23 protein-coding genes and 1 riboswitch are annotated in these 22,249 nt (G+C 63.0%); of the genes, 11 read left to right on the top strand and 12 right to left on the bottom strand.

The features are described from left to right. Positions 1 to 5: 5 nt before the first annotated feature. Entirely contained in the window at positions 6 to 1,034 is a 1,029-nt protein-coding gene (thiB, locus tag IB262_RS16895) for a thiamine ABC transporter substrate binding subunit (RefSeq protein ID WP_192493704.1), read from the bottom strand. A 51-nt stretch (positions 1,035 to 1,085) separates the two neighbouring features. Next, positions 1,086 to 1,204, bottom strand: a riboswitch (TPP riboswitch). A 135-nt stretch (positions 1,205 to 1,339) separates the two neighbouring features. On the opposite strand from thiB, the gene IB262_RS16890 reads away from it, so the two are divergent. From IB262_RS16890 to IB262_RS16870, 5 genes are all read left to right on the top strand, one after another. Then, positions 1,340 to 1,825: a GNAT family N-acetyltransferase gene (locus IB262_RS16890; protein ID WP_060521470.1), complete on the top strand. Its 486-nt coding sequence runs from the start codon at positions 1,340 to 1,342 to the stop codon at positions 1,823 to 1,825. 84 nt (positions 1,826 to 1,909) lie between these two features. Then, positions 1,910 to 2,560: a thiamine diphosphokinase gene (locus IB262_RS16885; RefSeq protein ID WP_034803166.1), complete on the top strand. Its 651-nt coding sequence runs from the start codon at positions 1,910 to 1,912 to the stop codon at positions 2,558 to 2,560. 3 nt (positions 2,561 to 2,563) lie between these two features. Next, positions 2,564 to 4,390, top strand: a complete 1,827-nt coding sequence (locus IB262_RS16880; RefSeq protein ID WP_192493703.1) for an ABC-F family ATP-binding cassette domain-containing protein — start codon at positions 2,564 to 2,566, stop codon at positions 4,388 to 4,390. 159 nt (positions 4,391 to 4,549) lie between these two features. Continuing rightward, positions 4,550 to 5,053 (top strand): MarR family transcriptional regulator, encoded by a 504-nt coding sequence (locus IB262_RS16875; protein WP_060586623.1) that lies wholly within the window; start codon positions 4,550 to 4,552, stop codon positions 5,051 to 5,053. Beyond that, a complete protein-coding gene (locus tag IB262_RS16870) occupies positions 5,050 to 6,282 on the top strand; it encodes a multidrug effflux MFS transporter (RefSeq protein ID WP_112976163.1) in 1,233 nt (410 codons plus the stop codon). Before IB262_RS16875 ends, IB262_RS16870 begins: the two co-directional genes overlap by 4 nt. Before the next feature lie 99 nt (positions 6,283 to 6,381). Here the strand turns inward: IB262_RS16870 and IB262_RS16865 are convergent, their stop codons facing one another. Continuing rightward, complete coding sequence (locus IB262_RS16865; RefSeq protein ID WP_034802869.1) at positions 6,382 to 7,599, bottom strand: argininosuccinate synthase; 1,218 nt, start codon at positions 7,597 to 7,599, stop codon at positions 6,382 to 6,384. Between the two features lie 171 nt (positions 7,600 to 7,770). On the opposite strand from IB262_RS16865, the gene IB262_RS16860 reads away from it, so the two are divergent. After that, positions 7,771 to 8,412 (top strand): LysE family translocator, encoded by a 642-nt coding sequence (locus tag IB262_RS16860; RefSeq protein ID WP_192357445.1) that lies wholly within the window; start codon positions 7,771 to 7,773, stop codon positions 8,410 to 8,412. A gap of 63 nt (positions 8,413 to 8,475) precedes the next feature. Here the strand turns inward: IB262_RS16860 and IB262_RS16855 are convergent, their stop codons facing one another. The 7 genes from IB262_RS16855 to IB262_RS16825 all read right to left on the bottom strand — a co-directional run bounded on the left by IB262_RS16855 (position 8,476) and on the right by IB262_RS16825 (position 14,598). Further along, complete coding sequence (locus IB262_RS16855; RefSeq protein WP_034802864.1) at positions 8,476 to 9,270, bottom strand: ABC transporter ATP-binding protein; 795 nt, start codon at positions 9,268 to 9,270, stop codon at positions 8,476 to 8,478. Continuing rightward, a complete protein-coding gene (locus IB262_RS16850) occupies positions 9,267 to 10,145 on the bottom strand; it encodes an ABC transporter permease (protein WP_043622284.1) in 879 nt (292 codons plus the stop codon). Before IB262_RS16850 ends, IB262_RS16855 begins: the two co-directional genes overlap by 4 nt. Before the next feature lie 209 nt (positions 10,146 to 10,354). Beyond that, positions 10,355 to 11,308, bottom strand: a complete 954-nt coding sequence (locus tag IB262_RS16845; protein ID WP_090295239.1) for an ABC transporter substrate-binding protein — start codon at positions 11,306 to 11,308, stop codon at positions 10,355 to 10,357. A 139-nt stretch (positions 11,309 to 11,447) separates the two neighbouring features. Continuing rightward, entirely contained in the window at positions 11,448 to 12,683 is a 1,236-nt protein-coding gene (gene rlmN / locus IB262_RS16840) for a 23S rRNA (adenine(2503)-C(2))-methyltransferase RlmN (RefSeq protein WP_034803143.1), read from the bottom strand. 232 nt (positions 12,684 to 12,915) lie between these two features. After that, complete coding sequence (locus tag IB262_RS16835; protein WP_034803141.1) at positions 12,916 to 13,419, bottom strand: invasion associated locus B family protein; 504 nt, start codon at positions 13,417 to 13,419, stop codon at positions 12,916 to 12,918. A 397-nt stretch (positions 13,420 to 13,816) separates the two neighbouring features. Continuing rightward, positions 13,817 to 14,194, bottom strand: coding sequence for a YkvA family protein (locus IB262_RS16830; protein WP_034802857.1), 378 nt, complete (start codon positions 14,192 to 14,194; stop codon positions 13,817 to 13,819). A gap of 86 nt (positions 14,195 to 14,280) precedes the next feature. Continuing rightward, positions 14,281 to 14,598, bottom strand: coding sequence for a 4a-hydroxytetrahydrobiopterin dehydratase (locus IB262_RS16825; protein WP_034802855.1), 318 nt, complete (start codon positions 14,596 to 14,598; stop codon positions 14,281 to 14,283). Positions 14,599 to 14,683: 85 nt separating this feature from the next. Between IB262_RS16825 and IB262_RS16820 the strand changes: the two genes are divergently transcribed. Next, entirely contained in the window at positions 14,684 to 15,160 is a 477-nt protein-coding gene (locus IB262_RS16820) for a low molecular weight protein-tyrosine-phosphatase (RefSeq protein ID WP_112976160.1), read from the top strand. Here IB262_RS16820 and thpR read toward each other — a convergent pair. Both thpR and IB262_RS16810 read right to left on the bottom strand, forming a co-directional pair. Beyond that, entirely contained in the window at positions 15,097 to 15,687 is a 591-nt protein-coding gene (thpR, locus tag IB262_RS16815; protein WP_060521463.1) for an RNA 2',3'-cyclic phosphodiesterase, read from the bottom strand. The two genes, IB262_RS16820 and thpR, sit on opposite strands and share 64 nt — an antisense overlap. A gap of 114 nt (positions 15,688 to 15,801) precedes the next feature. Then, the gene (locus IB262_RS16810) at positions 15,802 to 16,404 is read right to left on the bottom strand and encodes an arylesterase (RefSeq protein ID WP_234798767.1); all 603 of its coding nucleotides are present in this window, start codon (positions 16,402 to 16,404) and stop codon (positions 15,802 to 15,804) included. A gap of 105 nt (positions 16,405 to 16,509) precedes the next feature. Between IB262_RS16810 and IB262_RS16805 the strand changes: the two genes are divergently transcribed. The 4 genes from IB262_RS16805 to IB262_RS16790 all read left to right on the top strand — a co-directional run bounded on the left by IB262_RS16805 (position 16,510) and on the right by IB262_RS16790 (position 21,430). After that, entirely contained in the window at positions 16,510 to 17,235 is a 726-nt protein-coding gene (locus IB262_RS16805) for an ABC transporter ATP-binding protein (protein WP_034803135.1), read from the top strand. Continuing rightward, positions 17,232 to 19,784, top strand: a complete 2,553-nt coding sequence (locus IB262_RS16800; RefSeq protein WP_192493702.1) for an ABC transporter permease — start codon at positions 17,232 to 17,234, stop codon at positions 19,782 to 19,784. The genes IB262_RS16805 and IB262_RS16800 overlap by 4 nt, the downstream gene beginning before the upstream one ends. Before the next feature lie 221 nt (positions 19,785 to 20,005). Further along, positions 20,006 to 20,752: a Bax inhibitor-1/YccA family protein gene (locus IB262_RS16795; RefSeq protein WP_112976158.1), complete on the top strand. Its 747-nt coding sequence runs from the start codon at positions 20,006 to 20,008 to the stop codon at positions 20,750 to 20,752. A 123-nt stretch (positions 20,753 to 20,875) separates the two neighbouring features. Next, positions 20,876 to 21,430, top strand: a complete 555-nt coding sequence (locus tag IB262_RS16790) for a GNAT family N-acetyltransferase (RefSeq protein ID WP_034802847.1) — start codon at positions 20,876 to 20,878, stop codon at positions 21,428 to 21,430. A 118-nt stretch (positions 21,431 to 21,548) separates the two neighbouring features. Here IB262_RS16790 and IB262_RS16785 read toward each other — a convergent pair whose 3' ends face one another. Next, entirely contained in the window at positions 21,549 to 21,953 is a 405-nt protein-coding gene (locus IB262_RS16785) for a DUF2794 domain-containing protein (protein WP_034802844.1), read from the bottom strand. Positions 21,954 to 22,249 lie beyond the last annotated feature (296 nt).

The raw sequence follows: 22,249 nt of genomic DNA, 5'->3' as shown, positions 1-22,249 counted from the left end.
CGGCCTCAGTTCTTGCTCATGGCGGCAAGCCATTCGTCGATCCAGGCCTTGCGGTTCTTGGCGACGTCTTCCGAGGGCAGGAGGAAGGTGTTTTCCGGCTTGACCAGCTTATTGAAGGCGTCCGGCAGCGGCTCCTTGGTCGCTGCGACCGGCATCATCCAGTTCGTCGTCGGGATGATCGACTGGAAGTCCGGACCGGTCATGAAGGCGAGGAACTGCTTTGCCAGTTCCGGCTCCTTGGCGTTCTTGGTCATGCCGGCGACTTCGATCTGGATGTAGTGCCCTTCGGAGAAGGCAGCGGCCTGATAGCGCTCGGTGTTTTCCGCGACCATGTGGTAGGCCGGCGACGTGGTGTAGGACAGCACCATCGGCGCCTCGCCCTTGGTGAAGAGGCCATAGGCTTCCGACCAGCCGGGGGTGACGGTCAGAACGCGGTCCTTCAGCTTCGTCCAGGCGGCACCCGCCTCATCGCCATAGACGGCCTTGACCCAGAGCAGGAGGCCGAGGCCCGGCGTCGACGTACGCGGATCCTCGATGACGATCTTCTGCGACGGGTCGCCTTCTACCAGCTCCTTCAGGCTCTTCGGCGGCGTCTTCAGCGTCTCGGTGTCGTAGACGACGGCGAAGTGGCCGTAGTCATAGGGCAGGAACGTGTCGTCGGAGAAGTTGCCGGGAACGGTGACGCCGGTTGCCTCGACGCCGTGCGGCGCGAAGAAGCCCGTTGCCTTGGCTTCCGCAACGAGGTTGGTGTCGAGGCCAAGCACGATGTCGGCCTTGGAAGCCTCGCCTTCGAGCTTCAGGCGGGTGAGCAACTCGACGCCGTCGGCCACGCCGACATAGTTGACCTTGCATTCGCAGGTCTTCTCGAAGGCTTCTGCGACCTTGGCGCCCGGGCCCCATTCGGTGATGAAGCTCTCATAGGTGTACACCGTCAGCGTCTCGTCGGCGGCGGTCGCGGCGCCGGAGAAAACAAGGCTCGCGGCCGTCGCAAGGGCTAGCCGGCTAAAGAATTTAAGTTGCGATGAATTGCACATGGCGAGGACCTCTCTCCCAAAGTTCGTTGTTGCATGGGAAAAGGGCGTATCGATCCGATCGCGTCTAATCCCTCCGCCGGTATGAGCCGGATCAGGTTCCGCGGGTTGGCGTTTTGACGCCTCTCAGCCTCCGGCCGCAATGCGGTCGGGAGGCACCCCGTTAGAGCGGCAAGAGATTTACCGCTGCCTCGGTCCCATGGCAAGCGATGTTTACGGCGAAGCTAGGGGACGCCTGGCCAGTACAATGGCGCGTGTTTGCGTATGCCGCCAACTGCGCTACACAACGGCAGCGAGGAGGAAATGTCATGCCCGATATGCTTGTTCGACTTTATGCCCTGCCGGCTGAACCTCAGTCGAAGCTTGGCCTTGGCGTCAGCATTCGCCGCGCCATGGCGCCGGAGCGCCGCCTGGTTGTTTCCTGGATCGAAAGGACTTTCGGTGCCGGATGGGCGGGCGAGGCGGAAGCCGCCTTTTCCTCCACCCCGACGCGCATGCACGTCGCTGTCCATGACGAAAAGATCGTCGGCTTTTCCTGCCACGACGTAACGGCACTCGGCTTCTTCGGTCCGACCGGCGTCGACGAAAGCATGCGCGGGCAGGGGATCGGTGAGGCACTGTTGCTTGCAAGCCTCACGGCGATGCGCGAGGCCGGCTATGGCTACGCGATTATCGGCGGCGTCGGGCCGGCGAAGTTCTACGAGCGGGTGGCCGGCGCCGTCGAGATTCCGGATTCGACCCCCGGCATTTATGCCGGCATGCTTTTCCCCGATCCGGTGCCCGAGGGGCATTGATGGTCTGACCAAAATATCGAGAACCGCTCGTTCGACGGTTTTCTTCGTTTTCCTTCGGCGGTCCTTTGCGCTATGGGCTTTGCCATGTCTCGATCGACCTTCACCATTCTGCTTGGCGGCGCCCTTTCGCTGACCGACCGGCTGGCTCACCAGCTGGCCGCAAGTCGCTTCATTGCGGCTGACGGCGGCATGCGCCATGCCCGATTGCTCGGCATCGTGCCGGATGTCTGGGTCGGTGATTTCGACTCGACCGAGGAAGCCCTTCTTGCGGACTACGCCTCCGTCCCGCGCGAGCCCTATCCGGCGGCGAAGGCCGCGACGGACGGGGAGATCGCGGTCGAGGCGGCGCTGTCGCGTGGAGCCGACCGCCTGATTTTCGCCGGCGCACTCGGCGGCACCCGCAGTGATCACGCCTTCATGCACCTGCTGCATGCTGTTGCCCTTGCCGAGCGTGGCCTTTCCGTGTTGATGACCTCGGGCGAGGAAGAGGCCTATCCGCTGCTGGCCGGCTCGCTCGACCTTGATTTGCCGAAGGGCTGCCTCTTCTCGGTGCTCGGGTTGACCGAGCTTACCGGTCTTTCGATCGTCAATGCGCGCTATCCGCTCGACGATTTCACCTTGCCGTTCGGCTCGTCCCGAACCGTTTCCAACGTTGCGGAGGGTCCCCTTCGCTTCACTCTCCAGAGCGGTCGCGCCATTGTGCTCGCCCGCCCCTATGATCTTTCCGGAGCCTGAGCCTTGGCGCCTCCCATTCTGAAACTCGACGACATCTTCCTCACCTTCGGTGGCGCGCCGCTGCTAGCCGGCGCCAATTTTCAAGTCGAACCGGGCGACCGCATCTGTCTTGTCGGCCGCAACGGCTCGGGCAAGTCGACGCTGATGAAGATTGCCGCGGGTCTGGCCGAGGCGCAGTCGGGCGAAATCTTCCGCCATCCCTCCGCGACCATCCGCTATCTGCACCAGGCGCCGGATTTCGACGGCTACGACACCGTGCAGGCCTATGCCGAGGCAGGACTCGGCCCGAGTGACGATCCCTATCGCGTCGCCTATCTGCTGCAGCACCTGGGGTTGACCGGCGAGGAAGACCCGAAGCGCCTTTCGGGCGGCGAAGCGCGTCGCGCGGCGCTTGCCCGTGTCATGGCGCCGGAGCCGGATATCCTGCTGCTCGACGAGCCGACCAACCATCTCGACCTGCCGACGATCGAATGGCTGGAAGACGAACTGATCCGCAGCCGTTCGGCGCTCGTTCTGATCTCGCACGACCGGCGCTTCCTGGAAAAGGTCTCGACCGCGACCGTCTGGCTCGACCGTGGCCAGTCGCGGCGGCTCGACCGCGGCTTTGCCCATTTCGAGGCCTGGCGTGACGAGGTGCTGGAGGCCGAGGAACTGGAGCAGCACAAGCTCGGCAAGGCGATCGAGCGCGAGGAACATTGGCTGCGCTACGGCGTGACCGCACGACGTAAGCGCAACATGCGCCGCCTCGGTGAGCTGCAGACCATGCGGGCGACCTATCGCGGCCAAAAGGGGCCGCAGGGAACGGTACAGGCGACGGCCGCCGACGCCAAGGAATCGGGCAAGCTGGTGATCGAGGCGGAGAAGGTCACCAAGGCCTATGGCGAGCGTACCATCGTCGCGCCGTTCTCGATCCGCGTGCACCGCGGCGACCGCATCGGTCTGGTCGGCCCGAACGGCGCCGGCAAGACGACGCTCCTGAAGATCCTGACCGGGCAGATCGAACCGGATACGGGCACGGTCAAGCTCGGCACCAATCTCGAAATCGCGACGCTTGACCAGAAGCGCGAAGACCTCAATCTCGACGAAACGCTGGCGCACTACCTGACCGACGGGCGCGGCGACAACCTGCTGGTCAATGGCGAGCAGCGCCACGTCACCGGCTACATGAAGGACTTCCTGTTCCAGCCGGAGCAGGCGCGCACCCCGATCCGCGAGCTTTCGGGCGGCGAGCGCGCAAGGCTGATGCTGGCGCGCATCCTCGCGCGCGCAACCAACCTTCTGATCCTCGACGAGCCGACCAACGACCTCGACATCGAGACGCTCGACCTCCTGCAGGAGATCGTCGCCGGTTTTGCCGGAACGGTGATCCTCGTCAGCCACGATCGCGACTTCCTCGACCGCACCGTCACCTCGACGATTGCGCCGGCCAATCCGGAGGCGCCGGATGGACGCTGGATCGAGTATGCCGGCGGCTATTCCGACATGATGGCGCAGCGCAAGGGCGCGATCGAGGAGAAGCGCAAGGCCGAGAAGGCGGAAAAGGCCAAGGCCGAGGCGGCGGCCCCTGTCGCCGAAGCGCCGAAGGCTGCCAAGGGTAAGCTTTCCTACAAGCAGAAATTCGCGCTCGAAAACCTGCCGAAAGAGATTGCCAAGGCGGAAGCCGAGGCTGCCAAGCGCGAAGAAAAGATGGCGGACCCCAATCTTTTCACAAAAGATCCAAATGCTTTTGCGAAGCTGGCGCAGGAGCTGGAAAAGCTGCGTGCCGACCTCGCTCGCATGGAAGAGGAATGGCTGGAGCTCGAAATGCTGCGCGAGGAGCTTGAGGGCTGAGACACAACAACGACGGTCCCGCGCGGGATTGCGAAGGTAATACGTTGAATCCTTGCAAGTTTTACCGTTAAACTGGCAAGGGAAAGATGGCCTTCCGCGTTGAACGTTTTCACAGGGTATGATAAGTAAAACTTATTATATCACCTGTGAACGATCATGATGCCCTTCAAGCTAGAATCCGAAACCATTGGAATGCTTCTGACCGATGTCTCGCGCCTCTTGCGCGGGGCCTTCGACCGCAAGGTCAATGCCATGGATCTGGGCATCACGCCTGGCGAGGCGCGCACGTTGATCCAGGTGGCGCTCACCGAGGGCATCAAACAGGCCGAAATCGCCACACGCATGGGCATTGAGCCGATGACGCTGTCGGCCTATCTCGACAGGCTGGAGGCGAACGGGCTCGTCGCCCGCGTTCCCGATCCGGCGGATCGCCGCGCCAAGAATGTCGTCATCACCGAAAAGGCCGGTCCGTTGTTCAACGAGCTGATGACCGGTCTTCGCGAAATGATGGATGCCTATACGGAAGGGCTGGACTCGGAAGCGCGCGCGCTTCTCTGTTCCAACCTGCGCATCCTGCGTGACAATTTGCGTCAGCTCGATCCGTGCCTTGCCGGTAAGGAGACAGCGGAGAAGGCCGAAGTCCGGGTCGGAGCCGCGCCATGACGCGTCGCATGAGCGAGCGGCGCACAAGCATCATCGGTGCCTTCCTGGTGGCGCTCGGCCCCGTTTCCATGGCGCTCTATACGCCGGCGATGCCTGAACTGGTGCGCGCCTTCTCCTCCAGCGAAGCGGCGATCAAGATGACGCTGTCGCTCTATTTCGCCGGCTTCGCCTTTGCCCAGCTGGTGTCTGGCACGCTTTCCGATGTCATCGGTCGCCGCCGCGCGACGCTGATCTTCATGGCGATCTACCTCGTCGGCAGCCTGATGGCGGCCTTTGCGCCTTCCGTCGCGGTGCTTTTGGCCGGCCGCCTGGTGCAGGGCATCGGCGCCTCCGTCGGGATGACCGTGGCGCGGGCGATCGTGCGCGACCAGTTCACCGGGACTGAAGCCGCACGCATCATGAACATGATCGGCATGATGCTGGCCCTCGGACCCGCCGTGTCCCCGACGCTTGGCGGCCTGGCGCTCGGTCTCTTCGGGTGGCAGTCGATCTTCTTCCTGATGGTCGGCTTTGCCGCCATGGCCTGTCTCACCGTGCAGTTTTTCATGGCCGAGACCGCGACCCCGGATCCGGCCAAGGGCCACCTGAAGCCCATCCTTGCGGCCTATCGGCGGTTGGTGAGCGACAGCCGCTTCGTTTCCTCGACACTTGTGATCGGCGGAGCGGTGGGCGCACTTTATGCCTGGGCGACCATGCTGCCCTTCGTACTGATCAATGCGGTGGGGCTGACACCGACCGAGTTCGGCGTCGGCATGCTGATGCAGTCGGGCCTTTTCTTTTCGGGAACCGTGGTGGTGCGGCTGCTGATGCGGCGTTTCACGCCGCAGGCGCTGGTGCCGGCCGGCCTCGTCTTCATCGGTGCGGCCAGCCTAGCGCTTGCCTACACCATGCACATGCTGCCGCCGAGCTTCCTCTCGGTCATGCTGCCGATCGGGATTTATGCCTTCGGCATCGCCTTCGTCATGCCCTATATGATGACGGCGGCGATGGCGCCGTTTCCGGACATCGCTGGCACGGCGTCGGCAGTGATGGGTTTCGTCCAGATGGGCTCGGGGCTGCTTGGTGGCGCGATCGCCGCGGCGGTCGGCGCTCCGGTGCTGGCGCTCGGCACGATCATTCCATGCTTCGGCCTCGTCTGCATCCTGAGCTATGTCTGGTATCGCCGCAACGTTCGCTCGCAGCCGCTCGCCGTGCCGGTCAAGGACCCGCTTTCGGAAGCGGCGGAGTAGAAATCTGGTGCGGCATCGGCATCGATACCGCTTCGCCCTGCATATGAAAAAGCCTCCGCGAACGGGTCGCGGAGGCTTCTTTCTTCAAAACGCGTCGTCTTAGCGGTTGCGCGCGGCCAGCGTGCGCAGGCGCAGCGCGTTGAGCTTGATGAAGCCGGCGGCATCCTTCTGGTCGTAGGCGCCCTGGTCGTCCTCGAAGGTGACGAGCTTGTCGGAGTAGAGCGACTTGTCGCTCTCGCGGCCGATGACCATGACGTTGCCCTTGTAGAGCTTCAACGTCACTTCGCCTTCGACATGCTCCTGGCTCTTGTCGATTGCGGCCTGCAGCATCTCGCGCTCCGGTGAGAACCAGAAGCCGTAATAGATCAGCTCGGCGTAGCGCGGCATCAGCTCGTCCTTGAGGTGGGCGGCGCCGCGGTCGAGCGTGATGCTCTCGATTGCGCGGTGCGCGGAGAGCAGGATGGTGCCGCCGGGGGTCTCGTAGACGCCGCGCGACTTCATGCCGACGAAGCGGTTCTCGACGAGGTCGAGACGGCCGATGCCGTTGTCGCGGCCGTACTCGTTGAGCTTGGCAAGCAGGGTTGCCGGCGACAGGCGTACGCCGTTGATCGAGACGGCGTCACCGCGCTCGAAGCCGATCTTGATGACGGTGGCCTGGTCGGGAGCGGCTTCCGGCGAGATCGTGCGCATGTGCACGTACTCAGGGGCTTCCAGTGCCGGGTCTTCGAGAACCTTGCCCTCGGAGGAGGAGTGCAGCAGGTTGGCATCGACGGAGAACGGCGCTTCGCCCTTCTTGTCCTTGGCAACCGGGATCTGGTGCTTCTCGGCGAATTCGAGCAGGTCGGTGCGGCTCTTGAACGACCAGTCGCGCCACGGCGCGATGATCTTGATGTCCGGGTTCAGCGCATAGGCGGAAAGCTCGAAGCGAACCTGGTCGTTGCCCTTGCCGGTCGCGCCATGGGCGATCGCGTCGGCGCCGGTCTTCTTGGCGATATCGATCAGGTGCTTGGAGATCAGCGGGCGGGCGATCGAGGTGCCGAGCAGGTAGACGCCTTCATAGACGGCGTTGGCGCGGAACATCGGGAAGACGAAATCCTTGACGAATTCCTCGCGGACGTCCTCGATGTAGATCTCCTTGATGCCGAGCATTTCGGCCTTCTTGCGGGCCGGCTCGAGCTCTTCGCCCTGGCCGAGGTCGGCGGTGAAGGTGACGACTTCCGCGCCGAGTTCGGTCTGCAGCCACTTCAGGATGATCGAGGTGTCGAGACCGCCCGAATAGGCGAGAACGACCTTTTTCACGTCTTTATGCGATGCCATGGTTTCCGTCCGTCTGGTCTTGGGGAGGGCGGCGATGCCGCGTGCAAATCTGCGGCACTTTAGCCAGAACCTGCGGCGATACAAGCGCTAGAACGCTTGACGATGCGAATCCGCTGGCAAAAGCGCAGGCGCAGGATTACTGGAGGCGACCCCCGTGCCGAGGAAACGACGATGGACTTCATTCCCAGCCTGCCGACCCTCCTGACCTTTGCCGCTGCGACGCTGCTTCTGGCGGCCACACCCGGCCCTGACATGACGCTTTCGATCAGCCGGGCGCTCGCCCAGGGCAAGAAGGCCGCGCTCTTCGTCGTGCTCGGCACCAGCTTCGGCATCGTCGTGCATACGCTGCTCGTCGCGTTCGGTATCTCGGCGCTGATCACCGCCTCGCCAACCGCATTCACCATCCTCAAGACCGGCGGTGCCGCCTACCTGCTCTGGCTTGCGGTGCAGGCGATGCGCTTCGGCTCCAGCATTTCGGTGCAGAAGGTCGAGCCGACGGAAGGCAAGGCGCTTGCCAACATCTCGGCCGGCTTCTGGGTGAACCTGTTGAACCCCAAGGTCATCATCTTCTTCATGACCTTCCTGCCGCAGTTCGTCAGCGCCGATGATCCCTCGGTCACCGGCAGGCTTCTGTTCCTCGGCCTGTTCTTCATCACCATCGGCATGCCGGTGAACATGCTGGTCGTCTTCACCGCCGACTGGCTTGCCTCCTGGCTGCAGCGCAACAAGGGCGTGATGCGGGCACTTGATTTCAGCTTCGCCGGCGTCTTCTCGGTGTTTGCGGTGAAGATTTTCATGACGACGGCTCGGTAAACAAAAACAAAAAGCCCGGACATCTTGGATGCCCGGGCCTTGTTGTGAATTAGTCTTCTGTACTCAGCCGATCAGCAGCGCATCGTCGTCGAGCGTCTGGCCGCGGATGCGGCGGAACATGGCGATCAGGTCCTCGACCTGCAGTTCCTTGCGGCTGTCGCCGGCGACGTCGAGAACGATCTCGCCGCCGTGGAGCATGATGGTGCGGTGGCCGTAGTCGAGTGCCTGGCGCATCGAATGGGTGACCATCATCGTCGTGAGCTTGCGCTCGGAGACGATCTTCTGCGTCAGGTTCATCACGAACTCGGCCATGCCAGGGTCGAGGGCTGCCGTATGCTCGTCGAGCAGCAGCACTTCGGAGCCTGCGAGCGTCGCCATGACCAGCGAGACCGCCTGGCGCTGGCCACCGGACAGAAGGTCCATGCGGTCGCCCATGCGGTTTTCAAGGCCGAGGTTGAGCTCGGCGATGCGTTCGCGGAAATGTTCGCGGCGCTTCGGACCGAGGGCTGCGGTGAGGCCGCGGGCTTCGCCACGCTTGGCGGCGAGTGCCAGGTTTTCCTCGATCGAGAGTGCGCCGCAGCTGCCGGTCAGCGGATCCTGGAAGACGCGAGCGACGAGGCCCGCGCGCGCAGCGGTACCCTTGCGGCTGACGTCTGTCTTGCCGATCGTCACCTGGCCGGCACTCGGCAGCACATCGCCGGCGAGCACGCCGAGCAACGTCGACTTGCCGGCGCCGTTGGAGCCAATGACGGTGACGAAGGAGCCCTGCTCGATCGTCAGGCTGACGCCGTTCAGCGCCTGCTTCTGCAGCGGCGTGCCCTTGCCGAAGATGACCTCGATGTTGTTGACGCTGATCATGCCGCACCTCCACGACGCAGACGGGGAAGGACGAGGGCGAAGGTGACGAGTGCCGCGGTCACGAAGTTGAGGTCGGAGGCCTGCAGCCCGAGCATGTCGGTCGACAGCGCCAGCTGGATCGCTATGCGGTAGAGGATCGAGCCGAGCACGCAGCCGATCAGCGCAATCAGGATGCCGCGGGCACCGAGCAGCGTCTCGCCGATGATGACGGCCGCAAGCCCCACGACGATGGTGCCGACACCCGAGGTGACGTCGGCAAAGCCGTTGGTCTGGGCGAACAGAGCGCCACCGAAGGCGACGAGCGCGTTGGAGATCGCCATGCCGAGATAGATCTGGCGGTTGGTGTCGACGCCCTGTGCGCGGGCCATGCGGGCATTGGCGCCAGTGGCGCGCATCGCAAGGCCGGCATCGCTCTCAAGGAAGCGCCAGACGATGATGACGGCGACGACCACGAGCACGCCGATAAACAGCGGCCGGACGTAGAAATCGCGCAAGCCGAGGCCGTAGAAGGGTGACAGCATCGTGTCGGCGTTGATCAGCGCGACGTTCGGCTTGCCCATGACGCGCAGGTTGACCGAGAACAGCGCGATCATCGTCAGGATCGAGGCGAGCAGGTTGAGGATCTTGAAGCGCACGTTGAGCATCGCCGTGACGATGCCGGCTGCGGCACCCGCGACCATCGCCACGCAGGCGGCAAGCCATGGATTGACGCCGGCGATGATCAGGACCGCGGTGACGGCGGCGCCCAGCGGAAACGATCCGTCGACCGTGAGGTCGGGAAAATCGAGAACCCGGAATGCGAGAAAGACGCCGAGGGCAACGAAGGCATAGACCAGCCCCAGCTCCACGGCTCCCCAGAAAGCAATTAGACTCAACCCCAGACCCTCTTTTCTACCTGTCGCGCCTGATTGTGCTTATGAGCGCGACGCTCCCGCTTGGCACATGGGGCGCACGGCCGGGCGCATGTGCGGCTTAGAAACTTGGAGCGGCCTCCGGTGTTCCGGGCCCCTCATAGCGAACCGCCCCCGTATGGAACGGAGGCGGGCAAAACGCAACAAACTTGAACCTGAAAAGGCCGAAAGCCTTATTCAACGACGCGGGTTGCGCGCTTTACGACACTTTCCGGAAGGGTGACGCCCATTTTCTCGGCGGCCTTCTTGTTGATCACCAGGTCGGAACCGGCGGCAACCTTGACGCCGATATCACCCGGGTTTTCGCCCTTGAGGATGCGAACGACGATTTCGCCAGTCTGCTTGCCGACGTCGTAGTAGTTGAAGCCGAGGGCTGCGAGCGAGCCGCGGGCAACCGAGTCCGTGTCGGCGGTGAAGAGCGGCAGCTTGGCTTCTTCGGCGACGGCGACGGCACCTTCAAGTGCGGAGATGATCGTGTTGTCGGTGGGCACGTAGATCGCATCGGCGCGGCCGACGAGGGCGCGGGCAGCACCCTGGACTTCAGCCGACTTGGTCGCGGCGGACTCGACGACGGTCAGACCGGCCTTTTCGGCCTCGGTCTTCAGCACCGCGAGCAGCGAAACGGAGTTGGCTTCGCCGGAATTGTAGAGGTAGCCGATCGACTTGGCGTTCGGCAGGATTTCCTTGATCAGGGCGACGTGTTCGGCAACCGGCGACATGTCGGAGAGGCCAGTGACGTTACCGCCGGGCTTGTCCATGTCCTTGACCAGCTGGGCGCCGACCGGGTCGGAAACGGCGGTGAAGACGACCGGGATATCGCGGGTCGAGGAGACGACCGCCTGGGCCGACGGCGTCGAGATCGGAACGATCACGTTCGGCGCTTCGCCTGCGAACTGGCGGGCGATCTGCGCGGCGGTCGCCGGGTTGCCCTGGGCCGACTCGTAGATGAATTTGAGGTTCTCGCCTTCCTTGTAGCCGGCGGCGGTCAGCGCGTCCTTCACGCCGTCGCGTGCCGCGTCGAGTGCCGGATGCTCGACGATCGCGGTTACGGCGACGGTCACCTCATCGGCACGGGCGGGCAGGGTGAATGCCACCGTGGCGGCAAGGGCGATGAGAAGCGAGCGCATGGGTTGTCCTCCAATTGATGTCCCGCTTTCTTAGGAAACCGATGACATGAAATCAATCGATAGGAACTGCATCACCCATCAAAGTTCTTCATCGATGGGTGATGGGCGAGGAACGAAGGACCCGAGGAGGCGCTTCGTCTCAATCTTCGCCGTGATTGGCGATCATCATCGCTTCGAAGGCGAGGCGGTCGACTTTGCGCATGCGTTCGGATTCCGACTTCAGCTGGCCGCAGGCGGCAAGGATGTCGCGGCCGCGTGGTGTGCGGATAGGCGAGGCGTAGCCGGCTTGGTTGATGAAGTCGGCAAACTTCTCGATGTGCTCCCAGTCGGAACACTGGTAGTTGGTGCCCGGCCAGGGGTTGAAGGGGATGAGGTTGATCTTCGCGGGCACACCCTTCAGGAGCTTCACCAACTGCTTGGCGTCTTCGAGGCTGTCGTTGACGTCCTTCAGCATCACGTATTCGAAGGTGATGCGGCGGGCGTTGGAAAGGCCGGGATAGGCGCGGCAGGCGTCCATCAGTTCCTTCAGCGGGTACTTCTTGTTGATCGGCACCAGCATGTCGCGCAGGTCGTCGCGCACGGCATGCAGCGAGATCGCCAGCATGACGCCGATCTCTTCGCCGGTGCGATAGATTTCCGGCACGATGCCTGAGGTCGACAGCGTGATGCGGCGCTTGGACAGCGACAGGCCTTCGCCGTCAGAGGCGATCAGAAGGGCGGTCTTGACCTGCTCGAAATTATAGAGCGGCTCGCCCATGCCCATCATCACGATGTTGGTGATCTTGCGGCCTTCGGCCGGCACGATCGCGCCCTGCGGGGTGTCGCGCTCCGGGAAGTCGCCGAGCCGGTCGCGGGCAAGCAGCAGCTGCGCGAGGATTTCCTCGGCCGTCAGGTTGCGCACCAGCTTCTGGGTGCCGGTGTGACAGAAGGAGCAGGTGAGCGTGCAGCCGACTTGGCTCGAAATGCAGAGCGTGCCGCGGCCTTCCTCGGGAATGTAGACGGTCTCGATCTCGACCGGTCGTCCGGCGCCGCGCGCCGGGAAGCGCAACAGCCACTTGCGGGTGCCGTCGCCGGAAATCTGTTCCTCGACGATCTCCGGGCGCGCGATGGTGAAATGCTGCTTCAGCATCTCGCGCATGTCCTTGGACACGTTCGTCATGTGATCGAAGTCGGAGACGCCACGCACGTAGAGCCAGTGCCAGAGCTGGCTGACGCGCATCTTGACCTGGCGTTCTGGCACGCCCTTTTCGACCAGTGCCTTGGCCATGTCCTCGCGCAGAAGTCCGATCAGCGACGGCTTTTCCGCCTCTACGGCTGCGCGCACCTGCGGCGCCTTGGCGATTTCCACCCGGTTCAGAATTTCAGTGGCTGCCATGCTCATGATGTCCTGTCATACGGCGAGAGGCCGTCCGGAGAGCGGGTCCGGAAATCGTCCTGATGCGCGAATTGAAATCGGTCGAGCCATCGAAAGCGGCCTATCGGGGCGCGGAGGCTCTCAAGTTGGCCGCCCTTTAGCATTGTTTTGGCTGGGAGTCACGAGGCAGGCCCCTTGAACGCAAAAGGCCGGCTTTGCAGCCGGCCCCTACGCGTGACTTTCGGTCTCGCGATTACTTGCAGGCTTCGATCTGCTTCAGCGCAGCGGAGATGCCCGAGAGCGAGTAGGAGTAGGAGGTCGCGGTACCCTTGCGCGACTTGGCGTTGACCGACATGGCCTTGCCGTTCTTCATGGCGGCAACCAGTGCCGGCTCTTCGGCAGCATTTTCGACCCAGGCCGAATTGCCCTTGGTGAACATCACGAAGGTGCGGCCGTCGATGACGACGTTGACCTTGGAGTTTTCCTGCAGAGCATAGCCCATCATTGCCTGAGGCTCGTAGCTGATGTTCTGGCCGGGGCGCTGGGAAACGAGGAAGAAGATGTCGCCATGGTCGACGCCGGCCGGGCTCTTTTCCTTCGGAACCGAGAGTACGTAGCAGACCTTGCCGCCGCCGGCATTGTAGGAATAGGCGCCCCAGGCGTTGAACTGCTGGATGCGCGTCGGAGACTGGGCGGCAGCCATGCTGGCGGTGGCCAGAACGAGTGCGATTGCGGTTGCGATCTTTCTTACAAACATGAGGTCCTGCCGCTTTTCTTGCTTTTCGATCACCCGAAACAGGTCAGACGGGCGACGCGTAGTCATGATTTGATTTGTTTTGACTTAATTCAGGTTACCAAACCGTCAACGGTGGCCGAAAACCGCGGCTTTAGCCCCGAAATGGAGCGGTTTGCCCCATCGCACAGTGCCTTTCGACCGCCGATTCGCGCCTTCGCCGAACCGGGCTCGATCGAGGATGCGCGTTGCCTCGGAATGCCCGTTCCAGAAGGTTTCCTGCCCCAAGCCATTGCATGGCGTCAGCCGCACCAAAGCGCGCGACCAGCGTCACTTGCAGATCTATGCCACAAAGAATTAGGCAAGAGTTTGACTTTCGGGCGGGAATGCGGCGCCACAACCGGACAGGCGGCGTCCGGCGTCAGCTCTCCGGCGTATCGGCCAGCGTCTCGTCGGCCTTGGTATAGTGCGTTTCCTTGATCTGCCCGCTGATGGCAGCAAAGGCCGCGGTCAAGACGGCAACGTCATCGGAGAAGCCGACGACGGCCAGCACGTCGGGGATGATATCGATCGGCAGCACGAAGTAGGCGAGGGCTGCAAGCAGGATGCCGCGGGTGCGTGTCGGGGTCTTCGGATCGATGGCGCAGTAATAGGCGGCAACCAGGTCGCGGCTGAATGGGATCTGGCGGGCAGCTCGGCGAAAGGTCGGCCAGAAGCGGCGCTTCACGCGCTTTTCCCGCCGCTCCTGCTCGGATTCTTCGCCAGGCAAGAGAATTTCACCAATCTTGATGTCGTCCATCGTCCCGCTTCCGCTATATTCTCGGGCGCCAGGCGTTCTCGTGAACGCGCGGCGCTCCGGCGCTTTCAATATGGGAATTCCGCGTCCTATTTCAAATGATCGGGCATGCGGCCGGCCGCTGCCTTGTCCATGCGCGCCGCCAGCTTGAAGTCGAGTTCGCTCAATCCGCCGGCGTCATGGGTCGTCAGCGTCACGTCGACGCGATTGTAGACGTTGAACCATTCCGGGTGATGGTTGAGCTTCTCGGCGACGATCGCGCATTCGGTCATGAAGCCGAAGGCCTCGACGAAGTTCTTGAAGCGGAACGCCTTCCAGATCGAGTTGCCGTCTTCGGCCCGCACCCAACCTTCCATCTTGTGAAGGTTGTCGGCAATCGTCGCTTCGTCCAGTCTCTCCGCTGCCATCGCTTGTGTCCTCCCATGCGCCTGTTCGAAGCCCGAGCTGTCGCGTATAAGCGTCAACTGTCTCCAGCCTTCGAATCTGAATAGCATGAAACCGGTCAGAGTTCTTTTCGTTTGTCTCGGCAACATCTGCCGGTCGCCGCTTGCCGAGGGCGTGTTGCGCGCATTGGCGGAGCAAAAGGGATTGGCTGTAGCGCTGGAGATCGATTCGGCCGGAACCGGCGCCTGGCATATCGGCGATCCGCCGGACCGGCGATCGATAGAGACGGCGCGGCGGCACGGCATCGATATTTCTACACTGCGCGGACGCCAGGCGGCGGAGGCAGATTTCAGTGATTTCGACCTCATCCTCGGCATGGACGAGAACAATGTCCGCACGCTGAAAAGGCTCGCGCCGGATGGCACGGCGCAGAAGGTGCATCTCTTTCTCGATTATGCGTCAGGCGACCTGCGGGACGTGCCAGATCCCTATTACGAAGGGCGGGAAGCCTTCGAGGCGCTTTACCAGATGCTGGAGGCCGGATGTTCGTCGTTGCTCGAAAGGCTCGGCGAACGCACCTCGTGAAGCGGGAAAACCTCTTCCGTCAGGTACGGTCCGCCGCCGACTGAATCGCGCGACGAGAGCAGCACGAAGCGGGAGACCGTGAACAGCGAGGTCATGAAGTTGCCGCGCCCCGAGAGGTACTCGACCACGTCTTCGACACGGCTGGAGCGCAGCCGCGCCAGCGTCACGTGCGGGGTGAACTTGCGCGGGTCCGGCCCCAGTCCGAGCCTTTGGCAGATGCGCTCGATTTCGGCCTGCAGCGCATACATTTCCGGATGGTTGGTAACGCCGGCCCAGACCGAGTGGGGCTTCTTCGAGCCGAAGGCGCCGGTGCCGTTCAGTTGCAGTTGGAATTCAGGACGTTCGATGCGATCGAGTTTGTCGATGATCTCGTCGGCGGTGCGCCAGTCGACGTCACCGATGAAGCGCAGGGTGATGTGGTAGTTCTCCACATCGATCCAGCGAGCTCCGGGAAGACCTCCGCGCAGCAATGAAAGACTCATTGCAGCATTGCGCGGAATTTCGAGGGCGGTGAATAGTCTCGGCATGGCGAGCTCCCCGAATCTCTTGCAGATGTCTTAGCGAATCACGCATCGCATCTGCACGCAACTGGTATTTGACGCTTCAGAATATTAACGTTGCCTTAACTGTGGACGATGTCATCACTCCGTCTTGTTCAGCGTTGCCAGAAACCGCTCGACGACGGGCAGGGCCTTCTCGACCATGACGCCGACGCCGTCGCCATTGGGATGCATGCCGTCTTCGAGCTTGAGCTTGGCCTCCGTCACCACGCCGTCGAGAAAGAACGGATAGAGTTCCAGCCCATATTTTTTGGCGAGTTCCGGATAGATCGGGTTGAAGCGGGCGGCGTAGTCGGCGCCCATGTTCGGCGGCGCCATCATGCCGGCGAGCAGCACGGCGATGCCGCGGTCCTTCAGCCGGGTGATCATCGCCTCGATGTTCTTGCGGGTCTCTTCAGGCGCGATGCCGCGCAGCGCGTCGTTGGCGCCAAGCTCGAGGATCACGCCCTTGGTACCATCCGGCACCGACCAGTCGATGCGGGCAAGACCGCCGGAACTCGTGTCGCCGGAAACGCCGGCGTTCGCGATCGTCACGTCGAAGCCCTTTTCCTTCAGCGCCTTTTCGAGCCGGGCCGGGAAGGCGTCCTCCGGCGGGAGCTGATAACCCGCCATCAGGCTGTCGCCGAACCCGATGAGGCTGATCGTCTCGGCGCGTGCGGTGCATGATAACGCAAATGTCATCATCAGTGCCAAGAAAACCCGTTGAAATCCTTTTAATGCCATGGGCCTGTTCCTAAATCCCGAATGCCGTTTCTGTTCCCCACTTCGTTTCATATAGGGTTGTTTCGCTTGGCCAGCACCATCATCGAACTTAAAAACGCGGATCTGACGCTGGGCGAGGCGGCCGCCTCGGTGCATGTGCTGAAAGGCATGAGCCTGACGATCAATGCCGGAGAATCGGTCGGCATCGTCGGCCCGTCCGGTTCAGGCAAGTCGACTTTGCTGATGGTGCTTGCCGGGCTCGAGCGGCTGGATCGCGGCGAGATCGTCATCGACGGCACGCCGCTGCACCGGCTCGACGAGGACAGGGTTGCGGACTTTCGCGGGCGCAACATCGGCATCGTCTTCCAGTCTTTCCACCTCATTCCCAACATGACGGCACTCGAAAACGTCGCCGTGCCGCTCGAACTGGCCAATGTCCCGGGCGCCTTCGAGATCGCGCGCAAGGAGCTTGTCGCCGTCGGCCTCGGCGAGCGGCTCAGCCATTATCCCGGCCAGCTCTCGGGCGGCGAGCAGCAGCGCGTTGCGATCGCCCGGGCGCTTGCGCCCTCGCCGAAGCTTCTGATCGCCGACGAACCAACCGGCAACCTCGACGCCGAAACCGGACGGCAGATCGCCGATCTGCTTTTCGCCGAACAGCGTGACCGCGGCATGACACTCGTGCTCGTGACCCATGACGCCGCCCTTGCCGACCGCTGCGCGCGGCAGGTGCGGGTGCGCTCGGGCGAGATCGTTGCCGGCGGCGCCGCGGACCCCGTGGCCGTGGCGCCGGTCCAGCAGGCGGCCTCGGCATGATCGGCGCGCCTTCGGTACGGCTGCGGCCGCTGCTTGCCCTGCGGCTGGCGCTGCGTGAAATGCGCGGCGGGCTCAAGGGCTTCTACATCTTCCTCGCCTGCATTGCGCTGGGTACGGCGGCGATTGCCGGCGTCAACTCGCTGTCGCAATCGATCACAGCGACGATCGCATCGCAGGGTCAGGAACTGCTCGCCGGCGATATTCGCTTCGAGCTTAACAATCGTGTCGCAACGACCGAAGAGCGCGCCTATCTCGATGGTCTTGGAACCGTTGCGGTTTCCGCTGGCCTGAGATCTATGGCGCGGCTGCCCGACGGTTCCAATCAAGCCCTGGTGGAACTGAAGGCCGTCGATGCGGCCTATCCGCTCTATGGCACGCTGGAGAGCGAACCCGACAGGCCGCTGCACGACCTCATCGCACGCGATGGCGACGTCTTCGGTGCGGTCGTGGCGCCTCTGCTGCTCGACCGCCTGGACGTTAAGGTCGGAGACGAAATCCTTCTCGGCAACGCCCGTGTCCGGATCGCCGGCAGGATCACGCGCGAGCCGGATGCGCTTTCCGACGGCTTCGGCTTCGCGCCCCGCCTGATGGTCTCGGACGAAGCCCTGGCGGCGACGGGACTGGTGCAGACCGGAAGCCTCGTCGAGCACACATACAAGGTGAAGCTCGCCGATCCGGCAGGGGTCGCGGCCGTTCGCACCGAGGCGGAGAAAAGCCAGCCGGCAGCCGGCTGGTCGATCCGCACCAGCGGCAACGCAGCACCGGCGCTGACGGCCAACATCACGCGTTTCTCGCAGTTCCTGACGCTTGTCGGCCTGACGGCGCTCATCGTCGGCGGCGTTGGCGTCGCCAATGCAGTGCGCGCCTATCTCGATGCCAAGCGCAGCGTGATCGCGACCTTCAAATGCCTGGGCGCGCCCGCTGCGTTGGTGGCGATGATCTATCTCGCACAGATCCTGATGATCGCCTTGATCGGCATCGTTATCGGGCTCGTGCTCGGGGCTCTGATCCCCTTTGTCGCGGCGCAGTTTTTGGCCGACCTGTTGCCGATTTCGACCGCCTTCCATCTCTATCCGGGCGCGCTCGGGCTTGCCGCCCTGTTCGGCGTGCTGACGGCGCTGACCTTCGCCATCCTGCCGCTCGGACGGGCGCGCGCCATTCCTGCGACCGCACTCTTCCGCCAGCAGGGTTTCGATCCCTCGGGTTTTCCGGCCTGGCCCTATCTGCTCGGCGCCGTCGCGTGTCTTGCCGCGCTCGCCGGCCTGGCGATCTTTACGGCTTACGACCGCTATATTTCGCTCGTCTTCCTCGGCGCGATTGCCTTCGCCTTCATCGTGCTCAGGGCCGTTGCGCTCGCGATCGCCTGGCTCGCGCGCCGCAGCCCGCGGGTCAATTCGCCGGCTCTCAGACTGGCGATCGGCAACATTCACCGTCCGGGTGCGCTGACCTCCTCGGTGGTGCTGTCGCTTGGGCTCGGTCTGGCGCTTTTGGTGACGCTGGCGCTGATCGACGGCAATCTGCGCCGCGAACTCACCGGAAGCATGGCGGAGCGAGCACCGAATTTCTTCTTCGTCGATATCCAGGGCAGTGAGATTGAAGGTTTCCGCTCGGTGCTGAACCAGGCGATCCCGAAGGGCAAGGTCATCGAGGTGCCGATGCTGCGCGGCCGCATCACCGCCTTCAACGGTGAGGACGTGAACAGCCGCAACGTGCCGCCTGCAGGCCAATGGGTGCTGCGCGGCGACCGCGGTATCACCTACGCCAAGAACAAGCCGGAGAATTCGACGCTATCCGAAGGCGCCTGGTGGCCGGCCGACTACAGCGGCGAACCCCTGGTTTCCTTCTCGTCCGAGGAGGCCGGCGAACTCGGCCTGAAGATCGGCGATACGGTCACCGTCAATGTGCTCGGCCGCAACATCACCGCCAAGATTGCCAACTTCCGCAATGTCGAGTGGGAATCGCTGTCGATCAACTTCGTCATGGTGTTCTCGCCGAACACCTTTGCCGGCGCGCCGCATGCCTGGCTGGCGACTGTGATCGATCCGTCGGCGACGCCGGAAGAGGAGGCGGCGGTCCTGAAGGCCGTCACCAATGCCTATCCGACGATCACCAGCGTACGGGTGAAGGACGCTCTCGACATTGTGAATGGGCTGCTCGGTCAGCTGGCAACGGCGATCCGGGCGGCCGCGGCCGTGGCGCTCGTCGCCTCCGTGCTGGTGCTGGCCGGCGCGCTTGCGGCCGGCAACCGGGCGCGCGTCCACGATGCGGTGGTCCTGAAGACGCTGGGGGCAACGCGGGTGACGCTGATCAAGGCGTTCAGCTACGAATACGCGATCCTCGGTCTTGCAACCGCAGTTTTTGCGCTGTTTGCCGGCGGTATCGCCGCCTGGTTCGTCGTCAACCGCATCATGACGCTGCCGTCGAGCTTCCTGCCCGACGTGGCGATCGTGACGGTTGTGGCAGCGCTGGTGATGACGGTCGGCATCGGACTTGCCGGTACATGGCGCATTCTCGGGCAGAAGGCGGCGCCGGTCCTGCGCGAACTTTGACCGGGCCGAGTTAACCGTAAATCCCTATTGCGCCGGTCTGAATCGGCCCGGTGCAACGGAATCCGGGAGTGCCGGGTCTTGTGTGCAGCGGGTTTCGGCATCATATTTGTCCACAGGCATGCTGGAGCTCCGCAGCGGCGCCTGGGCGTGGAAGCTCATCTTCCAGGGCGATACTCGCCGCCCGACACCGTAACTTCCACCGGAGCTTGAATGAGGAAACAATGGCTGATCTGAGAAATTACCAAACCCGAATGTCGCCCGCCGGCGCTCAGGCGGGTGCCGTGATTGACGAAGGCCTTCGCGCATACATGCTGAAGGTCTACAACCTGATGGCGCTTGGTCTGGCGATCACTGGCGTCGCGGCCTACCTGACGTTCCAGATGGCGTTTTCCGATGGCCAACTGACCGCGTTCGGTGCTGCGATCTATACGAGCCCGCTAAAGTGGGTGGTAATGCTCGCTCCGCTGGGCCTCGTGTTCTTCATGAGCTTCCGCATCAATAACATGAGCGTTTCTGCCGCGCAGACGACGTTCTGGATCTATGCGGCCCTGATGGGCCTGTCGCTGTCGTCGATCTTCCTGGTCTTCACGCAGCAGAGCATCACGCAGACGTTCTTCGTCACGGCCGCTTCGTTCGGTGCGCTGTCGCTCTACGGCTACACGACCAAGAAGGACCTGTCGGGTTTCGGCACGTTCCTGATTATGGGCCTGTTCGGCGTCATCATCGCATCGATCGTCAACATCTTCCTCGGCTCTTCGGCGCTCGCCTTCGCGATCAACGTGATCGGCGTGCTGATCTTCGCAGGCCTCACCGCCTACGACACGCAGAAAATCAAGGAAATGTACTTTGAAGCCGATGACAGCACCGTTGCCGGCCGCAAGGCGATCATGGGCGCGCTGACGCTCTACCTCGACTTCATCAACCTGTTCATGTTCCTGCTCCAGTTCATGGGCAACCGGAACAACTAAGTCTGAACAGCAGACGGAAAAGGCGGCTTCGGCCGCCTTTTTTGTTTGCTGAAGCAGCTTGAAAGCGTCCGGGCTCCGTGGGAGTGAAAGGACGACGAAACCTTGGGATCAAAGTCTTTAGCCATGTCCCTGACCCTGCGCGACGCCACCCTGGCCGATCTTCCCGTCATCACCGAGATCTATCGCGAATCCGTGTTGCACGGCGTTGCGACCTACGAGATTAACCCGCCATCCGAAAAGGAGATGCGGGCCCGGTTCGAAACGATCATCGGCAGCGGCTACCCGTACATGGTTGCGGTAGACGCGGGCGGGACGATCATCGGCTATGCCTACGCATCCGGCTTCCGCACGCGCACGGCCTATCGCTTCCTGGTCGAGGATTCCATCTACCTGGCGCCGGAAGCGCGCGGCAAGGGTGCCGGCAAGGCGCTGCTGGTCGAGCTCGTCCGGCGTTGCACGGAACTCGGCTTCCGCCAGATGGTCGCGGTGATCGGCGGTGCCCATCCAGCCTCGATCGCCGTGCACCGGTCCCTCGGCTTCGAACTCCAGGGCACGATGAAAGCGACCGGCTTCAAGCATGGCCGCTGGCTCGACACGACGATCATGCAGCTCGCGCTCGGCGAGGGCCAGGCGACCGACCCGCCGGAAGACGTCTATCCGGACACCCTCTACCAGTGACCATCGCTTGCTGAAGAATGTCAGTCGGCGAAGCGCCTCGCAGCGCGCCGTAGGCAGGTCGTGCCGTTGCTGCCCGTGACGTCGGCGTGCGTCTCCTGATGGCACCCTTTCCCGCTGGTCAGGTTTCCACCAGCCTCAGCACCTTGTCGAATACCTTGAGCACCTGGGCGAGCTCGTGACCGCGCTTCAGGATCGTGCCGTGAATGTTCAGCACGCTATAGGCGCCCTGTTTCGCGGCCAGTTTCGGGTTCTTCTCGATCCGGTAGAGCGGCATTTCGCCCGAACGCTTGAACACTGAGAAGACCGCGCGGTCCCTCAGGTGGTCGATCGCGTAGTCCCGCCACTCGCCTTCGCCGACCATACGGCCGTAGACCCACAGGATCTGATCCAATTCGCGACGATGGAAAGTGATGGGGGGAGCGTTCTTGGCGTTCTTGTATTCGTGAAGATCGACGACCACTTCGGAAGTGGTCTCGCGCTGATGGCGCGCCTCGCCTTGCGGCAAATCCGGCTCATCGGTCATCGGCAATCCGGCCTTCTGTTGTGACAGAACGATTACAGTGTGCCTGACACGAGCCGAAAAGCAAGCTGGAAGCCATGGGACGATGAGGTCATTTCTTGCCTCTGCCCCATTTCAGTCAAACCGGCGCCCCAATTCATCGCAAAACTCGCGGGCGCTGACGGACAGAGTCGTTGCCACCGTATGTCCGGTCAGATCGTCATGCTGCGGGAGTTCACCGAACGCAGTTATGGCCGGTTCGGTCCGGTAACTTCGAACCCTCAGCCCCAGCCCCTCGATGCTGCCGGGCCGAACCAACC

The organism is Ensifer sp. ENS02 (assembly GCF_014851885.1).
Taxonomy (GTDB): domain Bacteria; phylum Pseudomonadota; class Alphaproteobacteria; order Rhizobiales; family Rhizobiaceae; genus Ensifer; species Ensifer adhaerens.
This window is presented reverse-complemented; position numbering and strand designations above follow the sequence as displayed.